Raw genomic sequence first — 19443 nt, forward strand, 5'->3', positions numbered from 1 at the left:
TCGTTCATTGGGGCGCGGTAGCGGGGCCACGGAAACGCCTGTGTGATAAGCGCAGGCGTTTTCTTTTGCGGCCCGGATGACGACTACGCCGCAAATGCCGACACGTTCACCAGCGCCGATATGTGCGAAGTGTGGCCGCGTTCGCATGGAGCGGGTGCAACGCAACCTGCCCCGGTCACATCGATAACGACGCGGGCATCGCCCTAACCCAAACCGCACGCGCGCGAAGCGGGCATCATGCATCGATTGCCCGCCGTGGATGCAACGCTTCAGCTTTACTTGAGGTCGACGGTGACGAAGCTGCGCGCGTGATCGCGCTGGATCAGCAAAGCCGCCTTCTTGCCAGCCTTGGCCGCGAGCGACGCCAGTTCATCCTGCGACGCGACCAGCGTACCGTTGAGCGACAGCACGACATCGCCAGGCTTGATGCCGGCTTTGCCCGCCGTCCCCGATACGTCATCGACCATCAGGCCTTCAGCAAGGCCCGTGGTGCGCCGCTCGTCGTCGGTCAGCGGATGCATCGTCAGACCGAGGTGATCGAGCGCGCCAAGTGCGCCCGCACCTGAGCCCGCGCCTGAGTCCGTCGCAGCGCCCGCGCCCGCATTTGCGTTTTGCGCGGAGGCGCCGACGCTCACCATCACCGTCAGCTGGACGTGATTGCGGATCAGCTTCAGCGGGACTTTCGTTCCGGACTGTAGCGCCGCGTCCTGCTCGGCGAGATCGGCGGCGCGGTCGATCGGCTTGTCGGCGAGTTGCACGATCACGTCTCCGGATTTCAGTTTGCTCGCCGCTGCGGGGCTGCCCGGATCGACCGAAATCACCAGCGCGCCTGCCGCGCGCGGCAGACCGAATGCGCCCGCCAGATTCGGATCGACGTCCTGCGCCTGGATGCCGAGATTGCCGCGCGCGTTCCCAACCAGGCTTTGCTGGTCTTGCTGGCCTCGCGGGTTTTCCAATTGCGAGCGCACCTTTTTTGCCATATTGATCGGGATTGCGAACGTCAGGCTCTGCAAGCGATCGCCACCGGCATACACCTGCACGTCAATGCCGACCACCTCTCCCGCGCGGTTGAACACAGGGCCGCCAGAGTTATCAGGGTTCAGCGATGCGTCCGTCTGAAAGAATGGAAACGTCGAGCCATCGGCAAGCGTGCGCGAGATCGCGCTGACGATGCCCGCCGTGACGGTGTTCTGATAACTGTCCGGCGAACCAATCGTCAGCACTTGCTCGCCGACGCGCACGCGTGCCGAATCGCCGAGCTTGACGGTCGGCAGTTTGGTCGCGTCGATCTGGATCACGGCGACGTCGCTTTGCGCATCGACGGCCACGACTTTTGCCTTGAATTCGCGCCGGTCGGTCAGGCGCACCGTGACGTCATCCGACTGATCGACGACGTGCGCCGTCGTCAGAATGAGACCGTTCGGGCTCACGATAAAACCCGAGCCGACGCCCGACATCGCGCGCGGCGAACTGCCCTGGCCGTCTTGCGATTGCGGCACCGCCTGCTTGAAGAAAGCGAAGATGGGGTCGTCACCGTCGATGGCTTCGGAGCCCGGCCCCGAAGCCGGCGCGGGCGCCGCGCCCGCTGGCGCTTTCTCCGGCACCGTCGCGCGAATGTTCACGACAGCCGGCCCATAACGCTCGACGACCGCGGGAAAGTCGATCGGCACGCTCGAGCTGTCGGAAGCGACGCGCTTGTCTTTCGCTGGCGCCGTGGCAGGCGCGGTTGCGGACGCGGCGGCGAGAGACGCAGCATGAGAAGCGGCAAGCGCGGTCGTGTACGCGCAGGGCAAGCCGGTCAGACATGCCGTTGTCACGGCGGTGTAGAACCAGGTGCGGGATAGGACCGAGTGGGTCGAGCGGGTTGAGTAAAGCACAGCGCACCTCCATGGCGGTCGTGATGCCTGGCACTGTGAAGGAACTATTTCGTGTATGACAGTCGTCGACTGTTACGCAGCACACCAATGAACTCGAAAAGGAAAGCAAGCGTCGCTGCCAACGCGCGAGATAGCGTTGAGCACTCCATACGCGAGCGCGTATGGATGCGATCGATCCGCTATACGTTTTTCGATGGATCGAAGTCGACGTGAGATCAGCCTGCATGTTTGCCCGCAATGGACAATCGGGACGTGAACGGTTTGCTCGCACGCGCGCCTTTTCCGGCCTCGCACGATGCGAAGAACGCAGCGTTCGTCCTCATTTATTTATAGAGAACGGACGAGCAAATTGCAGCGAGTACAAATCCTGGCGTGCGGCAAATGCTCGACGGCCGGTACGCTGATGATCAGGTGGCGCGGCGCATTTTCCGCACTCACGGCTTGCTTGCGATCAGCGGCCTGACGATCGATGCACAAAGGCGCTGCCAAGCGCCTCGTTGCAAGCGCCGCGCATTGAGGAGGCTAACGGCTATTGCGCTTTCTGCAGATCCGCGATCGTCGCCGCCAGAAAACGCGCCGCTTCGCCGCCCGTCACGACGCGGTGATCGAACGTCAGGCTGAGCGGCAAGATCCGGTGCACGGCAGGCGCGCCGTCTGCCGCGACCACCTGCTCATGGATGCGCCCCGCGCCGAGGATCGCGACGGTCGGCGGCACGACGATGGGCGCCGCGTACTTCCCCGAGATCATCCCGAAGTTCGACAGCGTGATCGTGTTGCCGCGCATCTCTTCCGGCGGAATCTTGCGCGCGCGGATATCGGCTCGCATCCGGTCGAGACCGCCGCGCAGATCCGCTGCATCGCGATGCGCGACATCGCGCAGCACGGGCACGAAGAGCCCATCGGGCAGATCGACGGCAATGCCGAGATCGATTTTCTCCAGTACGTGACGACGCCCCGTATGTCCGTCGAACCATGTGTTCAGTCCCGGCTCCGCGCGGCAGCCCGCGACCAGCGCGCGGATCAGGCGGATCGTCACGTCGGTGTGCGGCGGCCACGCGTGAATATCGGCATCGTCGATCACGGTCGCGGCGGCCACTTCGCTTTGCGCGCGCGCCATGTTCTGCGCCATCGCACGCCGCACGCCGCGGAGCACTTCGGGCGGACCGAGTTCGCCAAGTACCTTCGCGACGCGCTGCACGTCCGCCGCCGTGATGACGCCTTCCGGGCCGGACGGCGTCACCATCGCCAGATCGACATCCAGCTTGCGCGCAAGCGCGCGCGCCGCCGGAATCGCCTTGATCACGCCGCCACCGCCCGTGCCAAGCGACGCAGGCGCTTCCTGCACGACATGCTGGCCAACTTCCATATGGCCGACTACAGTGCCCGCGTCCGCATCATCGCCGTCGCCTTCGAACGCGACGAGCGGCGCGCCCAGATGCACGATATCGCCCGTCCGTCCGAACAGCTTCGCAATGCGGCCCGATTGCGGCGACGGAATATCGACGATCGCCTTCGCCGTTTCGACCGACAGCAACGGTTGATCCGTGCGTACTTCATCGCCATCGTTCACATGCCACTCGACGATCTCCGCTTCCTGCAAGCCTTCGCCCAGGTCGGGCAGTTTGAAGATTTTCATGGCTTTACGACGCCTCCAAAGCCTGCCTCACCGCGGCGACGATGCGCGAGGCACTCGGCATGTATTGATTCTCGAGCCGGTACAGCGGCACGACGACGTCGTAGCCGGTCACGCGCTGCACAGGCGCGAGCAGCGAATAAAGTCCGCGCTCGGCGATATTGGCGGCGATCTCCGCGCCGATGCCGCCCGCGCGCGAGCCCTCGTGCACGATCACGCAGCGGCCCGTCTTCGCCACCGACGCCAGGATCGTGTTCATGTCGATCGGCTTGAGCGTCGCGACGTCGATCACTTCGGCCATCACGCCTTCCCGCGCAAGCAGATCGGCGGCGCCCTGTGCGTCCTGCACGGCACCACCCCAGCTCACCAGCGTCACATCCGAGCCGTCGCGCAGCGTGAAGCAGGTGTCGAGCGGCATCGCTTCGCCGTTGTCTTCCACTGTCTGCCGGAACAGGCGATAGAGCCGCGTCGGCTCGAAGAAGATCACCGGGTCGGGATCGCGAATCGCGGCCAGCAACAACCCGTATGCGCGCGCCGGTGACGAAGGCGTGACAACGCGCAAGCCGGGAATGTGCGCGAACAGGGCTTCGGGGTTTTCGGAGTGATGTTCCGGTGCATGGATGCCTGCGCCGCACGGCGCGCGGATCACGAGCGGACAGGTGAGGCGTCCGCGCGTCCGATGCCGCAGACGCGACGCATGATTTAGCACGTGATCGATCGTCGGATACAGAAACCCGCTGAACTGGATCTCGGCGACGGGCTTCAGTCCCATCGCCGCCATGCCGATCGCCGTGCCCGCGAGCGCTGTTTCGGCGAGCGGCGTATCGAGCACGCGTTGCGCGCCGAAGCGTGCCTGCAAGCCGACCGTCGCGCGAAACACGCCGCCGTTCACGCCGATGTCCTCGCCGAGCAGCACCACTGCAGGATCGTGTTCGAGTTCGTATGCGAGCGCCAGATTGAGCGCGTCGATCATGTTCAGATCAGCCATGGCCGTTGCCCCCGTTGCCCCCGTTCCGGCCATTGCCTGCTATCGGCGCGAATCGCTGCGCGCTTTCCAGTTGCTCACGCATTGCATGCGGCAGGGTTTCGTACAAGTGGTCGAACATCGCGGCTGTATCGGGCGGCGGCACGGCGAGATACGCTTCGACGGCTTCTTCGACCTGCGCGTGACACGCCTTGCCGAGTTGCTCGTCCTGCGCCTTGTCCCAGACGCCCATCCGCATCAGATACTTGCGCAAACGCAGCAGCGGCTCGTATTCCCATTGCTTCTGAATGTCATCGGAATCGCGATAGCGCGTTGCGTCGTCGGCCGTCGTGTGATCGCCGAGGCGATAGCTGAGCGCTTCGATCAACGTCGGGCCGTCGCCTCGCCGCGCCTTCGCGAGCGCCGCATGCATCACCTGATGCACGGCGATGACGTCGTTGCCGTCGACCTGCAAGCCGGCGATGCCCGCCGCGATTGCCTTCTGCGCGAGCGTCTGCGCCACGCTCTGGGCGCTGCGCGGCACCGAGATCGCCCACTGGTTGTTGTTGATGACGAGCACGAGCGGCGCCTGCCAGACGCCCGCCATGTTCATCGCTTCGTAGAAGTCGCCCTTCGACGTGCTGCCATCGCCGAAGATCGCAACGGCGACGCGTGGCTCGCCGCGCAGCTTGAACGCGTAGGCCGCACCGGCGGCATGGCACACCTGCGTGCCGATGGGGACGCAATTTGGAAAGTCGAATCGCGCCACGCTGAAGTCGCTGCCGCGTTCGTCGCCGCCCCAATACAGCAGGCTCTCCGTCATCGTGACGCCGCGCAGCAATTGCGCCGCATGATCGCGGTACGAAGGGAACAGCACGTCGTCGGCCTGCATCGCGCTCGCGACGCCCACGCCGACCGCCTCCTGCCCCACCGACGATGCAAACGTACCGAGCTTGCCAGTGCGCTGCAGCGCAACTGCTTTGGTATCGAATGTGCGAGTCAGCACCATCGCGCGATAGAGGGGAATCAGCGCCTCCGGTTCCCGCGCAAAGGCCGGCAATGGCTGCACGGGCTCGCTATCGGGACCGAGATATCGCGTAAACCCGATGTGAAAACTGGCAGTCGTGGTCATGACCGCCCTCCTTGCTCTTCAAATGTCGAATGCGTGCAGGAGATCACGTGCACAACCCGTGCCGGTAGGCACAGACGTGCTTGGCGCCCTGAACGGCAGTTCGGACGGCCTTATCTTTTGACAGGAAAAGCGGGTATAAGGTGCGAAAATTTTCTCGCCGTGTAATGCATTGCCAATGCGGGCGGAGAAGCCTGTGCAGAGGCATTGCGCAATCGGGCGCCTGCCGTTGTTGTCGCAGCGCAATAGCGTCACCGACCCTGCGCAGCCCGTTTCAAGCCGACATTGCGCGAAGGCGCGGCGCGGAAACGGCTTGCCGCTTTGGCGGCAAGCCAGGCTTCAGCCAATCAGATCGGCACCTGTCGTAAGGACAATCTTTCCAAAGTGTGTGCCGGAATCGATCAGCTCGTGAGCGCCGCGAGCGTCGGCAAGCGCAAAGGTCTTGTAGACAACCGGCTTGATCTTGCCGCTCTCGATGTGCGGCCAGACCTGCCGCTCCAGTTCATTGATGATGGTCGCCTTGTCCGCGGATGTGCGCGATCGCAATGTCGAGCCCATATGCGTCAGACGTTTCGTCAACATCGGCAAGACGTCGAGATCCTTCGCCGGCCCCTTGATCACGCCCACCTGGAGGATCCGTCCGTCCATGGCTGCCGCGTCATAGTTTCTGGCCACGTAGTCGCCGGCAATGATGTCGAGGATCACGTCGACGCCTCTTCCATCGGTAGACCGCTTCGTTTCGGCGACGAAATCTTTCTCGCGGTAATCTATCGCGAGGTCTGCGCCTAGCGCCAGGCTGGCCTCCCGATGCGCCTGCGAGCCAACTGTCGTGATGATTTTCGCAGCGCCGAATGCCTTCGCCAGCATAGTCGCCGTAGTACCGATACCTGACGCGCCGCCATGGATCAACACCGATTCGCCGGCAACCAGCTTGCCGCGCTGGAACAGGTTCAGCCAGACCGTCATAAAGGTTTCGGGCATGGCCCCCGCTTCCACCATCGTCAGGCCTTTGGGGATATGCATCGTGTTGCAGGCGTGCGCGACCGCATAGTCTGCGTAGCCACCGCCGGGAATCAATGCACACACCAGTTCGCCGATCCGGAATTGGGACACGTCGGCACCCACGGCAACCACCTGACCTGCCACTTCCAGCCCTGGAATGTCCGAAGCGCCGGGGGGCGGATCATACAGCCCTTTGCGCTGAAAGACGTCCGGGCCGTTCACGGCAGCAGCGTGGATGCGGATCAGAACCTGATCGGCGTCCGGCACCGGCACCGGGCGCGTCGTCGGCACCAGGACCTCAGGACCGCCGGGTTGTTTGATCTCAATGGCCGTCATGGACGACGGCACACGATAAGTTGAAGCAGACATGGATACCACTCCTTCTATAGATGAGACTCGATGGATCCGGGCGGATCGTTGAACGAGGAACTCTTGCATTCAAGTATAGGCATCGACATTGATGAATAAGTGCAGCATTATTCGCGGCGTGGGATGCAAATTTGCATCATGAGGGTGGCACGATGAACTGGGACGACGCGCGAGTGTTTCTTGCGGTGGAGCGCGAAAAAACGCTCCGTGGTGCGGCCAGGACGCTCAATCTCGATCAGGCGACGGTCGGCAGACGGATTGCGGCACTCGAACACGCCCTGCGTGCAACGCTCTTCCTGCGCACCTCCGAGGGTTACGCGTTGACCGCCGCAGGCGAGGCCGCGCTGAGATCCGCGGAAAAAATGGAACACTCCGCACACGAACTCGTCAGACGGACTCAAGGTACGGATACACGGCTTGCGGGCGACGTCAGAGTCACCAGCACCGACTCGATCGCGCTCGATTTCCTGCTTCCCGCCATCGAACGCCTGCATGCTGCGCATCCCGAAGTGCGCGTCCTGCTGGACACGTCGACGCGCATGCTAAATCTGGCAAAGCGTGAAGCGGATATCGCGGTCCGGTCAGTCAGGCCGGACAATCCCGATCTTGTCGCGCGGCGTTTGGCTCGCTGGCCCATGGCGCTCTTTGCATCGAATGCTTATCTCGAGCAGCACGGCAAGCCCGCCGCCGGCTCTGCATTCGCGGGCCACGATCTTGTCGTCTATCAGGGAAACTGGACCGGTAATCGATCGCCGACTCTTGCTGGCGAACCGATACACGCGGGGCGCATCGTATCGACCTTCAACTCCAGCCTCATGCTGCGTACCGCGGTAAAGGCCGGCATCGGCATCGGTGAGCTTCCGATACATCTGGCTGAACTCGATGGCCTCGTGCAGATATGGCCGGAACCCGCACGTGGGGCGGTCTACGAAATCTGGCTGGTCACCCATCAAGACCTTCGGCATACCGCGCGCATCGCAGCAATGATCGACGGCATTGTCGCCGCGTTCGAAGATCATACAACCCACACAAAATAGTTACGTACGACTTCTCAATGCTTGAACGCTCTCGACCCGCAAAGTAATTTGATTAGTTATCCAAATACATTGTCGGATTCGAGCCATTGCCTACGCCGCGGGTTCGCAATTCCCCCCGTATCTCGAAGCGCTCGAGGCGGCGTCCAGCCCTCTGGCGGCTTCCGCATGCCGTCAACGCTTCGCGCCAGCCCTCCACTTGTAAGCCTCCGATTCGTAGCGCCCACTGCAGCGAAAGCTGCCGGGATCATTGGTCCACGGAGACCATCACAAATATGAATACAGGCGTATCAAAAAAATAAACTTCATCAATACCTCCGACATCGCTAAGCTGGCCCTACCCTCTTCACTGGCAAAGTTTGCGATGGCTGAACTCTACCTCGTGCGACACGGGCAAGCGTCGCTTGGCTCCGATAACTACGACCGACTTTCGGCAAAGGGCGAGCAGCAATGCGTCTGGCTCGCCGAGCATTTCGCGCGAAACGGCCTGCGTTTCGATCGCGTCGTGACCGGCACGCTGCAGCGCCATACGCAGACGCTCGATGCGATCCGTCGCGCGCTGCCCGACGTCCCCGTCGAATGCGAAATCCTTCCTGGGTTGGACGAGTACGATTTCCACGCACTCTTTCGCGCGCTGGGCGCTGAACATCGCAACCTCGCCGAATCCGTGGCGGGCGATCCGCGTGAATTCTTCAAGGCCCTGCGCCAGGTCCTGCAACTGTGGGCCGAAGGCGAACTCGACGAGCGCGTGCCCGAAACGTGGAGCGCTTTCCAGCAGCGCGTCGCCGCTGCGCGCTCGGCCATCCAGCAAGGCGGCGCGCAGCGCGTACTGGCCGTCACCTCGGGCGGCGTGATCGGAGCGCTGACGCAGCAGGCGTTGCACGCGCCGGCCACGACGGCCATTGCGCTCAACATGCAGATCCGCAACAGCAGCGTCACCCATTGCTTCTTCAACCGCGAAACGTTCCAGCTGTCGAGCTTCAACACGGTCTCGCACCTCGACGACCCGCAACGCCACGCGTTTCAGACCTACGGTTAAGTCCCGCCCTCAAGTCCCATCAGCCAGACAGCAAACGATATGACCAGCGAATCAACCAGCCCCGCTCTCGACGTAGACAAGCTCGCCCGCTACCTGCAGCAGCATGTCCCCGGCTTTCATGGCCCCGTGCAGGCGACCAAGTTCGCGGGCGGCCAGTCCAACCCGACTTTTCTGCTCGACACGCCCGGCGGCCGCTACGTCCTGCGCCGTCAGCCGCCCGGGCAGCTGCTCAAGTCCGCCCATGCCGTCGATCGCGAATTCCGCGTGCTGAGCGCGCTCGGCCAGACCCCGGTGCCCGTTGCACGCGCATGGCACCTGTGCGAAGACCGCGAAGTCATCGGCAGCATGTTCTATCTGATGAGCTACGAAGAAGGGCGCATCTTCTGGAACCCCGCGCTGCCGGAAATCGACCGCGACGCGCGCCGCGACTACTACGCGTCGATCGTCACGACGCTCGCAGCGCTCCACGACGTCGACGTCGACGCGGCGGGCCTTTCCGACTACGGACGCCCCGGAAACTATTTCCAGCGTCAGATCGAGCTCTGGACGCGCCAATACCGGGCCGCCGAAACGGAACAGATCGGGCCGATGGAAGCGCTGATCGAGTGGCTGCCGGCACATTGCCCCGCCGACACGCAGCGCCCCTCGCTCGTGCACGGCGACTTCCGCATCGACAACCTCATCTTCACCAACGACGCGCCGCGCGTGCGCGCCGTGCTCGACTGGGAACTGTCGACACTCGGCAATCCGCTCGCGGATCTCGCGTATTTCTGCATGTGCCTGCGCCTGCCGTCGACGGGCGATATCACGGGGCTGCGCGACCAGGACCGGTCGACGCTCGGCATTCCCGAGGAGGAGGAAATGGTTGCGCAGTACTGCGAATTGCGCGGCCTGCCCGGCATCGCCAACTGGAACTTCTATCTGGCGTTCAGCTTCTTCCGCCTGGCCTCGATTGCCCAAGGCGTGAAGGCCCGCGCCCTGCAGGGCAACGCTTCGAATGCGAGCGCGCTCGAGGTGGGCGGGATGGTCGAGCCACTCGCCAGTCTCGCCGTGGAACTGATCGCCTGACGCACGACCTGCACGACGCGCACCACGCGCGAAGCCCATTCAACCTGAACCAAGGAAACGACATTGAGCACGAACCTCTTTGACCTCACGGGCCAGATCGCCCTCGTGACGGGCGCAAGCCGCGGCATCGGCGAAGCCATCGCAAGGCTGCTCGCCGAACAGGGCGCCCATGTGATCGTGTCGAGCCGCAAGCTCGAAGACTGCGAAGCGGTCGCAGCCAGCATCCGCGCGGCCGGAGGCAGCGCCGAGCCGCTCGCCTGCCACGTTGGCCGCATGGAAGACATCGCCGCCACGTTCGCCCATATCCGCGAACAGCACGGTCGCCTCGACATTCTCATCAACAACGCGGCGGCCAATCCGTATTTCGGCCACATCCTCGATACGGACCTCGCCGCCTACAACAAGACCGTCGAGGTCAACATCCGCGGGTATTTCTTCATGTCGGTCGAAGCCGGGAAGCTCATGAAGACCCAGGGTCGCGGCGCCATCGTCAATGTCGCCTCGGTCAACGCGCTGCAGCCCGGCGACATGCAGGGCATCTACTCGATCTCGAAGGCCGCGGTGGCTCACATGACGAGGGCATTTGCCAGGGAATGCGGGCCGCTGGGCATTCGCGTCAACGCATTGCTGCCCGGTTTCACGAAGACGAAGTTCGCCGGCGCGCTGTTCGAAAACCAGGAGATCTACGACCGCCTCATCAACGAGATCCCGCTGCACCGCCATGGCGAGCCGCAGGAGATGGCCGGCACCGTGCTTTATCTCGTGTCCCACGCGGCCAGTTACACGAACGGCGCATGCATCGTCGTCGATGGCGGGCTGACGATCTAGTCAACCAAACTGAAGGAACATCATGAATTTTGCTAATAGCCCCAAGGTCGAAGACCTGCTGCGCCGGGTGCGCAGCTTCATGGACGAACACATCGTGCCGCGCCAGCGGCAATGGCTCGAGGAAGTGCACGCGGGCCAATACCCCGCGTCGTTCATGGAAGACCTCAAAGCGAGGGCGAAGGCCGGGGGCCTGTGGAATCTCTTCCTGCCGCATCTCAAGGACGACGAGCCCGGCACACGCCTCACGAACCTCGAATACGCCCCGCTCGCAGAGCTCATGGGCCGCGTCTCGTGGGCGTCCGAAGTTTTCAACTGCAATGCGCCCGATACCGGCAACATGGAACTGCTGCACATGTTCGCCACGCCCGCGCAGCGCGAAGCGTGGCTCGTACCGCTACTGGAAGGTCAAATCCGTTCGGCCTTCGCGATGACCGAGCCGGACGTGTCCTCCTCCGACGCGACGAACATCACGACTTCCATTCGGCGCGATGGCGACGACTACGTGATCAATGGGCGCAAGTGGTTCATCACGAATGCCTCCCATCCGAACTGCAAGCTTTTCATCGTCATGGGGAAGACCGATCCGGATGCAGAAAGCCATCGCCAGCAAAGCATGATTCTCGTGCCGGCGGGCACGCCCGGCGTGACGGTCGTGCGCAACATCCCGGTGATGAATCACGTTTCGCCGGAAGGGCATTGCGAGATCACGTTCACGAATGTCCGCGTGCCGGCGTCGAACCTGCTCGGCGAAGAAGGCAGTGGTTTCGCGCTGGCCCAGGCGCGGCTCGGGCCGGGCCGTATCCACCACTGCATGCGCTCCATCGGCGCGGCCGAGCTCGCGCTCGAACTGATGGTCGAGCGCGCCCTGGAACGCAAGACGTTCGGCAAGCTCCTCCATCAGCACGGCACGGTCGGCGAATGGATCGCGAAATCACGAATCGAAATCGATCAGGCCCGCCTGTTCGTGCTGAAGGCGGCGTGGCTGCTCGACGAAGTGGGTGCAAAAGCGGCGCGTAAAGAAATTTCAATGATCAAGGCGCTGGTCCCGCAAGTCTATGCGGCGGTATGCGACCGTGCGATGCAGGTCTTCGGCGCCATGGGTCTGAGCCCGGACACGCCGCTCGCCGACCACTGGACCTGGGCCCGCGCATTACGCTTCGCGGACGGCCCCGATGAGGTCCATTTGCAAGCCATTGCGCGCATGGAAATCGCGCATGGCAAGGAAAGGCTCGGCTCGAAGGCGGCCTGGCTAAACATCCCGCCGCGAGACTGAAGCCACTGGCCCCAGGTTAACGCATCGTCACGGCGCCGCTCGCTTATGATGTGGTGCAAACGGAGACTGTGCGATGCGTTTACCGAAGCTGGATCTGAACCTGTTCGTCGTATTCGAGTCGATCTACGAAAAGCGCAATCTGACCCGCGTGGCGGAGGCGCTGTCCATCACCCAGCCCGCGGTCAGCAATGCGCTTGCGCGCATGCGCAGGGCCTTCAACGATCCCCTCTTCGTGAGCACGCCGTCTGGCATGGTGCCCACGCCGCTCACCGAAAACATCATCGGCCGCGTGTGCGAAGCGCTGCAATTGCTGGAGGCGAGCGCGTCCGAAGGCGATCTCTTCGTCCCGGCCACATCCAGGCGCACGTTTCGCCTGAGCATGCCCGATTTGACGGAGGCGATTCTGTTGCCCGCACTCGGCGAAGTGCTTCAGCAGCAGGCGCCCAGCATGAGCATCGAGAGCTATTTCACGCCGCGCAACGAAGTGTCCTCCGCACTCGCGACGCGCAAGATCGACTTCGCGATCGACGTGCCACTCATCAACGACCCGCAACTGCATCAGGCGCCGCTCGGCAGCGACCGCTATGCCTGCATGCTGCGCCACGACCATCCGTTCGGGGGCGACACCTTGAGTATCGACGACTACCTGGCACTCGGCCATCTCCAGGTATCGAGCCGCCGCCAGGGCAGCGGCTTCGTGGATGCGGAGCTCAGGAAGCTCGGCAAGGAGAGGCGAATTCAGATGCGTGTGCAGCATTACATGGTTGCGCCGCTCGTGGCCCTGCGCACCAACCTTGCGCTGACCGCCCCCATCCAGCTTCTGCAACGCCACGAAGCGCGCATTCTCGAACTGCCGTTCCAGCTCCCGAAGCTGGAATGGCACCTGTACTGGCATCGCAGCAGTGAACAGGACGAGGCCAGCACCTGGCTGCGCGGCAAGATAATCGATACGCTGAGTGCCCTGGCGGCGACGCCCGATCTGCCAAAGCGCAAGCGCCGGGTCGGCAGGGCCGCTGCGTAGATCGTCCGGGCAACGCCGGCTGCAGCGGTTGGTCGGGCGCGCGGCCTCTCCCCGTGCGCGTGGGTGCTTACGTCAACACCTGGCCGCCATCGACCACCAAGGTCTGGCCGGTGATCCAGCCCGCGTGCGAGCTGGCGAGAAACAGCACCGCACTCGCGACCTCCGCGGGCGTCCCGAGCCGGCCGAACGGAACCGAACGCAGTATCCGCTCATACAGCTTGGGATCGGATGTCTTGCGCTGTTCCCACACTCCACCGGGAAATTCGATCGAGCCGGGCGCAACCGCGTTGACACGGATCCGATCCGGCGCGAGTGTCAATGCATGGGAAGCCGTGTAGTGCACGACCGCTGCCTTGATCGCCGCGTAAGACTGGGTGCGTGTCGACGGACGCAGCGCTGAGATGGACGTCACATTGACGATGGCGGCGTTGGCCGACTGCCGCAGGAATGGAAGTGCTGCATGACCTGCACGCACCGTTGCCATGAGGTCGACCTGGATGCCGGCCTCCCAGCCGGCTTCGGTGTCCCCGCTCCCGAAACCGGACGCGTTGTTGATCAAAACGTCGATACCGCCGAGCGCCTTGCCGGCGCTCGCAATGTAAGCGGTGATCGCCTCGCCGTCAGCGAGATCGCAAGCTGCGGTATGGACCGGACGGCCATAGACGGACAACTCGGCCTCGACCGCTTTCAATCCTTCCAGGTTGCGTGCACAGACGGACACGGCGGCGCCTGCCTGCGCGAACCCGAGCGCGATGCTGCGGCCGATACCGCGCGAGCCCCCCGCGACGACGACGCGTTTACCGTTGAAATCGAAACTCATGTTTATGTCTCCGGGACCGTTAAACCAGCACGTGACCACCGTCGACAACGATGACCTGCCCCGTGCTAAAGCCCTGCTGCATCAGGTAAAGATACGCTTGCGCGACATCGCTCGCCTCCCCGACCCGCTGTACCGGCATCTTCCCGGCGATATGGTCGTAGAGGCTCTCGCGGTCGGCGTTGCTCATGTTGTCCCACAGCGCGGTACGCAAGACGCCAGGCGCCACGGCATTCACACGGAGCGGCGCAAGCTCGACGGCCAGTGTCCGTGTGAGCGACTCGATCGCCCCCAGAATACTGGACGGGATGGTCCACGCAGGCAACGGACGTGACGAGGCCACTCCGCTCGTCAAGGTGATGGAGCCGCCCGCGCGAACGAGCGGAGCCGCATATTTGACGGCCTTGAGCGCACCCCAATAGCGCACCTCGAAGGCCCGATGCGCGGCTTCGATACTAAGCTCAGCGAGTGTTTGCAGGAACAGTGATTCCCCAGCCGTGTAGACGAGGTGGTCTAGCGCACCGATGCGTGCGAAAAACGCGCGCACTTGCTGCTCGTCGGTAAAGTCGAGTGACTCGCCGCGCGTGCCTTGAGGTAGGCGCTCAAGCGCGGCCGCGACGCGCTCCGGCCTGCTCGAGGCGATGATGACTTCAGCTCCGGAATGCGCCGCGGCTTCGGCTACGGCAAAGCCAATTCCTGACGTGCCCCCGGCCACCACGACCCGGCTTTGTTGAAGAGTAATGCTGGTAGATTGGTTGTTACCCATGCTTGAAGTTTCCGTGAGAGAGCGGTCCACGCGATGGCGTCCAACGTAACGCAGCACGTGCTGCCGGACCACAGATCGATGCGCCACCGCGGTGGCGTCCGAGTGTACGAGATTCGCGGCAATCGCGTTGAAGGCGCCACGCGGAGAGTCGATGTCTCGAGATCATCGCATCCGGTGGACCAGGAAGACGTGTGCCTTGTCACCGCGACCGCGACAGTCCATCGGTGCGCTGAGTCCTGTTGAACGGGAGGCACGTCGAGTTGCCCAACGAGCCAATCACTCTCGGGCGACGGAACCTGCTCAATCGTCGAGTAGCGCCTCGAGTATCGTCACGTCGAGCGGCTGTGCGACCAGCGGTGCCAGTTCGCGAACCAGTTCCTTGAAGTGCTCGGTGCGCTCGTGCTCGGCGAGCGCTGCGCGGCTTGCCCAGCGCTCGAAGAAAACGAAACGCTCGGCCCGATCGAGGTCGCGGTGCGGCGTATAGAGCAGGCAGCCCGTCTCGGCACGACTCGGCGCCACACAACGCAATAGCGCCTGCTCGATCGCATCAGCAGTACCCGGTTTACCTTGAACGACGGCGACTACACGGATTTCGGACATGCGGTGTTCTCCTTGGCAAAGGGTGACGAGTGTAGCGGCATATCGGCAACCATGTCCGAGGTGTGAGCCTGTAGCGAGGGTGGTGCGCGCGTCGGTTGCGTCGCTCAACAACCCGTTTTTTTGTCACGATCAAGCGTGACCCGGCAGACCGGGGTGCGTGGCTTGCATTTGACATCGGCCGTACTTTCAATCGGCACACGTTCTTGCGCGAAGGACTGCAGCTGACGGCGCGCGCATGCTCGAATTGTCTGCATCCATGCTTGAGTTGCTACCGTGTATGGTCGTTAGAACGGCCCAGAATGCGCTTTGTCGCAGTCCACTCGAAGGGGGCACAAGCCTTGTTGGAGCGTCCATCCTGTTGCCTTCGAGGAGATCGATCAGCGGGTCAAGTCGATCTCGACAGGTTGCGATCGTCGCTATACTTTGCGTCCAAGCGATGACGGTGTGCCGATTGTTCTCGAACAAACTATCGCCACGAATCGCCCAATGAACTCGCCGAAGCCGCGCGACGCGTGGCAACCGGCAACATGCGACATCTAGTCGCTGCTACCGGGTATCGGCGGGCAGTCGCTCCTCACTCGGGCAGACGACAGTGCGTTCCGTATGCTTCACATCCTGATGGCGATCACGCCTGTGTCGGCGCTGGTGATACTGGAGTTCCTCGGCCGCTCGCCAGCGCCCGATACCGACCTGCACTTTTCCGTGCGAGAGAGCTTGTGGACGACAAAGCCAGGCATCCCGACTCGCCCCTCCTGGTTGCCCATTCGAGACGACCGGTCATATAATTGTCGGCATGAGCCCTCGCCGTACAGAAAACTTTCCCGACAAACTGCTTGAAGCAGGCGTCACGCTGTTTGCCGAAAAGGGCTTTCACGGCACTGGCGTGAAGGATATCGTCGAGCGCGCCGGCGTACCCAAAGGCTCGTTCTACAACTACTTCGACAGCAAGGAAGCATTCGGTGCAGCGATCCTGCGGCACTACGCGGACTTACAGGCAGCCGAATGGCAGCAGTATTCGCGCGAAGCGGATTCACCCGACCCGCTGCTGGCGCTTCGCGCGATCTATGAGCGCATCGTCGCAGACTACGAGGCTTGCGACGACCGCTACGGTTGTCTGCTCGGCAACTTCGCCGGCGAAATCGCGCAGTCGAGTGAGCTTTGCCGGACGACCGCGCGCCAGACAGTCGACGAATGGCGCGTCGGCTTCGCCGAGTACCTCCGCCGCGGCCAGAAACACGGCTCAGTGCGTGACGATCTGTCCGCCGACGCGCTGGCGGACTTCTTCTGGAACGCGTGGGAAGGCAGCCTGTTGCGAATGAAACTGGAAGACTCGATCGAACCGCTGAAAGCCTGCGTGCACCTGATGTTCGACCTGTTTTTCAAATCCGCCCCCTAACGTCTCTAACCCCCTGATCTCGTTGTGTCTCGACCCGTCACCTTCCTTTCATCAAGTTTAAGACGACCGGTCATCTAAATTACAGGAACGGCATTTCATGAAAAGCTTTACGTTTCAAAACCCCACCAAGATTATTTTCGGGGAAGGACAGATTGCCGCGCTCGACGCGAATGTGCCGCGCAACGCGCGCGCGCTGATCACTTGTGGCGGCGGCAGCATCAAGAGCAATGGTGTGCTCGCGCAAGTGCAGGCGGCGCTCGGGGAGCGTGCCTCGTTCGTATTCGAAGGTATCGAACCCAATCCCACCTACGAAACCTTGATGCAAGCGGTCGCGCTCGCCCGTGAGAAGAACATCGACTTTTTGCTGGCGGTGGGCGGCGGCTCGGTGATCGACGGGACGAAGTTCATCGCGGCGGCGATGAAGTTCGACGGCGAGCCCTGGGACATTCTGGCCAGGCAGGCCCCGGTGCGCGATGCGGTGCCGTTCGGCAGCGTGCTGACGCTGCCCGCGACCGGTTCGGAAATGAACAATGGCAGCGTCATCAGCTACCGCGCGAAGGGCGACAAGCTGTTTTTCACGAGTGACGCGACCTATCCGCTCTTCTCGGTGCTCGATCCGACTACGACGTATTCGTTGCCGCCTCGGCAGATCGCCAACGGCGTGGTCGATGCGTTCGTCCATATCGTCGAGCAGTACCTGACCTACCCGGTCGATGCAAAGGTGCAGGACCGCTTTGCCGAAGGGCTGCTGATCACGCTGACCGAAGTCGGCCCGCAAGCGCTTGCCGAGCCGCACAACTACAGCGTGCGAGCCAACCTGATGTGGACGGCGACGCTTGCGCTGAATGGCCTGATCGGCGCGGGCGTGCCGCAGGACTGGGCCACGCACATGCTGGGCCACGAGATCACCGCGTTGCACGGACTCGACCACGCGCAAACGCTCGCGATCGTGCTGCCGGCGATGCTGACCGTGCGCAAGGAACAGAAACGCGGGAAGTTGCTGCAGTACGCCGAACGTGTCTGGAACATCACCGAGGGCAGCGAGGACGATCGCATCAACGCAGCGATCACGGCAACCCGCATGTTCTTCGAGAGAATGACCGTCGGAACCCGCCTGCGCGACTACCAGATCGGCGGCGGTTCCATCGAAACGCTGATCGCGAAACTGACGGAGCACGGGATGACGGCATTGGGCGAGCACGGCGACGTCACGCCGGAAGTCAGCCGCAAGGTCTATGAGGTGGCTGTCTAAGCCAGAACCGGAGACAGTTCTACGATGAAGCTAACTAGATTCCTCCTGCTCGCGTGCGCCGCCTTCGCGTCGGTTTCCGGCGTGGCGCTTGCCGACGACGCTACGCTTGCGCCTCGCGAGGCGCCCGCGAAGACCATTCCGGTGCCGACGGAAGTCAGCCCCCAATTGCAAAAGCTGATCGCGGCGCCACTCAACCCCGCGTGGGACGTGTTGTGGACGACGGGCGAGCAATGGAGAACGGCTGCCGACGCGCAGGCCGCAAAGGTCATGCAAACGCTCCCCGCCATGCGCGAGCGTCTGGACGTGACGGTGCAGGCATCGATCATCAACGGCGTGAGGGTGCACATCGTGACGCCCAACTATATTCCGCCCGAACATCGCGACAAGGTGCTGGTTCATATCCATGGCGGCTGCTATGAACTGTACCCAGGCGAGTCGGGTACGGGCGAGGCCATCATCATGGCGGGGCTTGGACACTACAAGGTCATTTCCGTCGACTACCGCATGCCGCCAGAGGCTTACTTCCCCGCGGCGCTCGACGACGTCGAGACTGTGTACAAGTCGGTGCTCCAGGCGAACGACCCAAAGAATGTGGGTGTTTTCGGGACTTCGGCCGGCGGCGCGCTCGTGCTCGAACTGATGCTGCGCGCGAAGCAGGAGGGGCTGAAAATGCCGGGTGCGATCGCACCCGGTACGCCGATGTCCGATCTGACGAAGACTGGCGACTCGTTCTACACGAACGAAAAGGTCGACAACGTCCTGGTGTCGCCCAATGGGTTCTGCCATGCCGCGGCGGTTGTCTACGCGAACGGTCATGATCTTAAGGACCCGCTGCTCTCACCTGTCTACGGAGATATGCATGGCTTTCCGCCCGCAATTCTGACCACGGGAACACGCGACTTGCTGCTCAGCAACACGGTCCGTGTACACCAGAAGCTTCAGCAGTCTGGCGTCGATGCACAACTCGAAGTCTTCGACGGAATGTCGCACGCTCAGTACCAGATGGATGATCGCGTGCCCGAGGACAAAGCGGCATTCGCAGAAATCACTCAATTCTTCGACAAGCACCTCGGCCATTGATCCCTATTCGAGAGGACCTCCGACAAGGATGGCGAGACCGATCCCCATAGGTTTTCCCGGGATCGGTCTGCTAGCGTCGCGGGGCGCGGCTTCATTGCGTGTCCATCCCCACGTAAGCCGACGATCCGCCGGCTGGCATCGTTCGACGAAGGGCCGCTGAGAGGGGATGCCGTTGAAACAGTCTCTACTCTGCTTTATTAATAATCCGCCGGTGAAAACATTGACCTCTCAAGTCGGCCGGCAAACCGCTCGCGAGCGCGGGGTAAGGGCAAGAATGCTTCTGAAAACCTTGGGA

At 62.8% G+C, this 19443-nt stretch carries 17 protein-coding genes; 9 read left to right on the plus strand and 8 right to left on the minus strand.

Annotation, left to right across the window (positions count from 1 at the left end):
• Positions 1-275: 275 nt before the first annotated feature.
• From FVF58_RS45190 to FVF58_RS45210, 5 genes are all read right to left on the minus strand, one after another.
• Positions 276-1877, minus strand: coding sequence for a trypsin-like peptidase domain-containing protein (locus FVF58_RS45190; protein ID WP_246217511.1), 1602 nt, complete (start codon positions 1875-1877; stop codon positions 276-278).
• A gap of 529 nt (positions 1878-2406) precedes the next feature.
• Entirely contained in the window at positions 2407-3513 is a 1107-nt protein-coding gene (locus FVF58_RS45195) for a dihydrolipoamide acetyltransferase family protein (RefSeq protein WP_149676074.1), read from the minus strand.
• Positions 3514-3517: 4 nt separating this feature from the next.
• Positions 3518-4498 (minus strand): alpha-ketoacid dehydrogenase subunit beta, encoded by a 981-nt coding sequence (locus FVF58_RS45200; RefSeq protein ID WP_149676075.1) that lies wholly within the window; start codon positions 4496-4498, stop codon positions 3518-3520.
• Positions 4491-5606 (minus strand): pyruvate dehydrogenase (acetyl-transferring) E1 component subunit alpha, encoded by a 1116-nt coding sequence (gene pdhA / locus FVF58_RS45205; RefSeq protein ID WP_149676076.1) that lies wholly within the window; start codon positions 5604-5606, stop codon positions 4491-4493. The genes FVF58_RS45200 and pdhA overlap by 8 nt, the downstream gene beginning before the upstream one ends.
• A gap of 336 nt (positions 5607-5942) precedes the next feature.
• Positions 5943-6974 carry an NAD(P)H-quinone oxidoreductase gene (locus FVF58_RS45210; RefSeq protein ID WP_188131157.1) on the minus strand — a complete coding sequence of 344 codons (1032 nt, stop codon included), beginning with the start codon at positions 6972-6974 and terminating at the stop codon, positions 5943-5945.
• 152 nt (positions 6975-7126) lie between these two features.
• Between FVF58_RS45210 and FVF58_RS45215 the strand changes: the two genes are divergently transcribed.
• From FVF58_RS45215 to FVF58_RS45240, 6 genes are all read left to right on the plus strand, one after another.
• A complete protein-coding gene (locus tag FVF58_RS45215) occupies positions 7127-8011 on the plus strand; it encodes a LysR family transcriptional regulator (protein ID WP_149676077.1) in 885 nt (294 codons plus the stop codon).
• Positions 8012-8372: 361 nt separating this feature from the next.
• Positions 8373-9047 (plus strand): histidine phosphatase family protein, encoded by a 675-nt coding sequence (locus FVF58_RS45220; protein WP_149676078.1) that lies wholly within the window; start codon positions 8373-8375, stop codon positions 9045-9047.
• A gap of 39 nt (positions 9048-9086) precedes the next feature.
• Positions 9087-10115, plus strand: a complete 1029-nt coding sequence (locus FVF58_RS45225; RefSeq protein WP_149676079.1) for a phosphotransferase — start codon at positions 9087-9089, stop codon at positions 10113-10115.
• Positions 10116-10178: 63 nt separating this feature from the next.
• Entirely contained in the window at positions 10179-10943 is a 765-nt protein-coding gene (locus tag FVF58_RS45230) for an SDR family oxidoreductase (protein WP_149676080.1), read from the plus strand.
• Positions 10944-10965: 22 nt separating this feature from the next.
• On the plus strand, positions 10966-12216 hold the full coding sequence (locus FVF58_RS45235; RefSeq protein ID WP_149676081.1) for an acyl-CoA dehydrogenase family protein: 1251 nt from the start codon (positions 10966-10968) through the stop codon (positions 12214-12216).
• 73 nt (positions 12217-12289) lie between these two features.
• A complete protein-coding gene (locus FVF58_RS45240; protein ID WP_149676082.1) occupies positions 12290-13237 on the plus strand; it encodes a LysR family transcriptional regulator in 948 nt (315 codons plus the stop codon).
• A 67-nt stretch (positions 13238-13304) separates the two neighbouring features.
• Here FVF58_RS45240 and FVF58_RS45245 read toward each other — a convergent pair whose 3' ends face one another.
• From FVF58_RS45245 to FVF58_RS45255, 3 genes are all read right to left on the minus strand, one after another.
• Positions 13305-14057 carry an SDR family NAD(P)-dependent oxidoreductase gene (locus FVF58_RS45245; protein WP_149676083.1) on the minus strand — a complete coding sequence of 251 codons (753 nt, stop codon included), beginning with the start codon at positions 14055-14057 and terminating at the stop codon, positions 13305-13307.
• Between the two features lie 19 nt (positions 14058-14076).
• Positions 14077-14820 (minus strand): SDR family oxidoreductase, encoded by a 744-nt coding sequence (locus tag FVF58_RS45250; RefSeq protein ID WP_149676084.1) that lies wholly within the window; start codon positions 14818-14820, stop codon positions 14077-14079.
• A 300-nt stretch (positions 14821-15120) separates the two neighbouring features.
• Complete coding sequence (locus tag FVF58_RS45255; protein ID WP_149676085.1) at positions 15121-15420, minus strand: putative quinol monooxygenase; 300 nt, start codon at positions 15418-15420, stop codon at positions 15121-15123.
• 793 nt (positions 15421-16213) lie between these two features.
• Between FVF58_RS45255 and FVF58_RS45260 the strand changes: the two genes are divergently transcribed.
• The 3 genes from FVF58_RS45260 to FVF58_RS45270 all read left to right on the plus strand — a co-directional run bounded on the left by FVF58_RS45260 (position 16214) and on the right by FVF58_RS45270 (position 19148).
• On the plus strand, positions 16214-16816 hold the full coding sequence (locus FVF58_RS45260; RefSeq protein ID WP_149676086.1) for a TetR/AcrR family transcriptional regulator: 603 nt from the start codon (positions 16214-16216) through the stop codon (positions 16814-16816).
• A 97-nt stretch (positions 16817-16913) separates the two neighbouring features.
• Complete coding sequence (locus FVF58_RS45265) at positions 16914-18068, plus strand: iron-containing alcohol dehydrogenase (protein WP_149676087.1); 1155 nt, start codon at positions 16914-16916, stop codon at positions 18066-18068.
• 24 nt (positions 18069-18092) lie between these two features.
• Entirely contained in the window at positions 18093-19148 is a 1056-nt protein-coding gene (locus FVF58_RS45270; protein WP_149676088.1) for an alpha/beta hydrolase, read from the plus strand.
• The last annotated feature ends 295 nt before the right edge of the window (positions 19149-19443 follow it).

The sequence above is a fragment of the Paraburkholderia panacisoli genome (assembly GCF_008369935.1).
In the GTDB taxonomy this organism is placed as follows: Bacteria; Pseudomonadota; Gammaproteobacteria; order Burkholderiales; family Burkholderiaceae; genus Paraburkholderia; species Paraburkholderia panacisoli.

Bases quoted from the DNA above. Each gene is read 5' to 3' on its own strand.
- FVF58_RS45195 (WP_149676074.1), bottom strand. From the start codon at position 3,513: ATGAAAATCTTCAAACTGCCCGACCTGGGCGAAGGCTTGCAGGAAGCG.
- FVF58_RS45200 (WP_149676075.1), bottom strand. From the start codon at position 4,498: ATGGCTGATCTGAACATGATCGACGCGCTCAATCTGGCGCTCGCATAC.
- pdhA (WP_149676076.1), bottom strand. From the start codon at position 5,606: ATGACCACGACTGCCAGTTTTCACATCGGGTTTACGCGATATCTCGGT.
- FVF58_RS45210 (WP_188131157.1), bottom strand. From the start codon at position 6,974: ATGTCTGCTTCAACTTATCGTGTGCCGTCGTCCATGACGGCCATTGAG.
- FVF58_RS45215 (WP_149676077.1), top strand. From the start codon at position 7,127: ATGAACTGGGACGACGCGCGAGTGTTTCTTGCGGTGGAGCGCGAAAAA.
- FVF58_RS45220 (WP_149676078.1), top strand. From the start codon at position 8,373: ATGGCTGAACTCTACCTCGTGCGACACGGGCAAGCGTCGCTTGGCTCC.
- FVF58_RS45225 (WP_149676079.1), top strand. From the start codon at position 9,087: ATGACCAGCGAATCAACCAGCCCCGCTCTCGACGTAGACAAGCTCGCC.
- FVF58_RS45235 (WP_149676081.1), top strand. From the start codon at position 10,966: ATGAATTTTGCTAATAGCCCCAAGGTCGAAGACCTGCTGCGCCGGGTG.
- FVF58_RS45240 (WP_149676082.1), top strand. From the start codon at position 12,290: ATGCGTTTACCGAAGCTGGATCTGAACCTGTTCGTCGTATTCGAGTCG.
- FVF58_RS45245 (WP_149676083.1), bottom strand. From the start codon at position 14,057: ATGAGTTTCGATTTCAACGGTAAACGCGTCGTCGTCGCGGGGGGCTCG.
- FVF58_RS45250 (WP_149676084.1), bottom strand. From the start codon at position 14,820: ATGGGTAACAACCAATCTACCAGCATTACTCTTCAACAAAGCCGGGTC.
- FVF58_RS45255 (WP_149676085.1), bottom strand. From the start codon at position 15,420: ATGTCCGAAATCCGTGTAGTCGCCGTCGTTCAAGGTAAACCGGGTACT.
- FVF58_RS45260 (WP_149676086.1), top strand. From the start codon at position 16,214: ATGAGCCCTCGCCGTACAGAAAACTTTCCCGACAAACTGCTTGAAGCA.
- FVF58_RS45265 (WP_149676087.1), top strand. From the start codon at position 16,914: ATGAAAAGCTTTACGTTTCAAAACCCCACCAAGATTATTTTCGGGGAA.
- FVF58_RS45270 (WP_149676088.1), top strand. From the start codon at position 18,093: ATGAAGCTAACTAGATTCCTCCTGCTCGCGTGCGCCGCCTTCGCGTCG.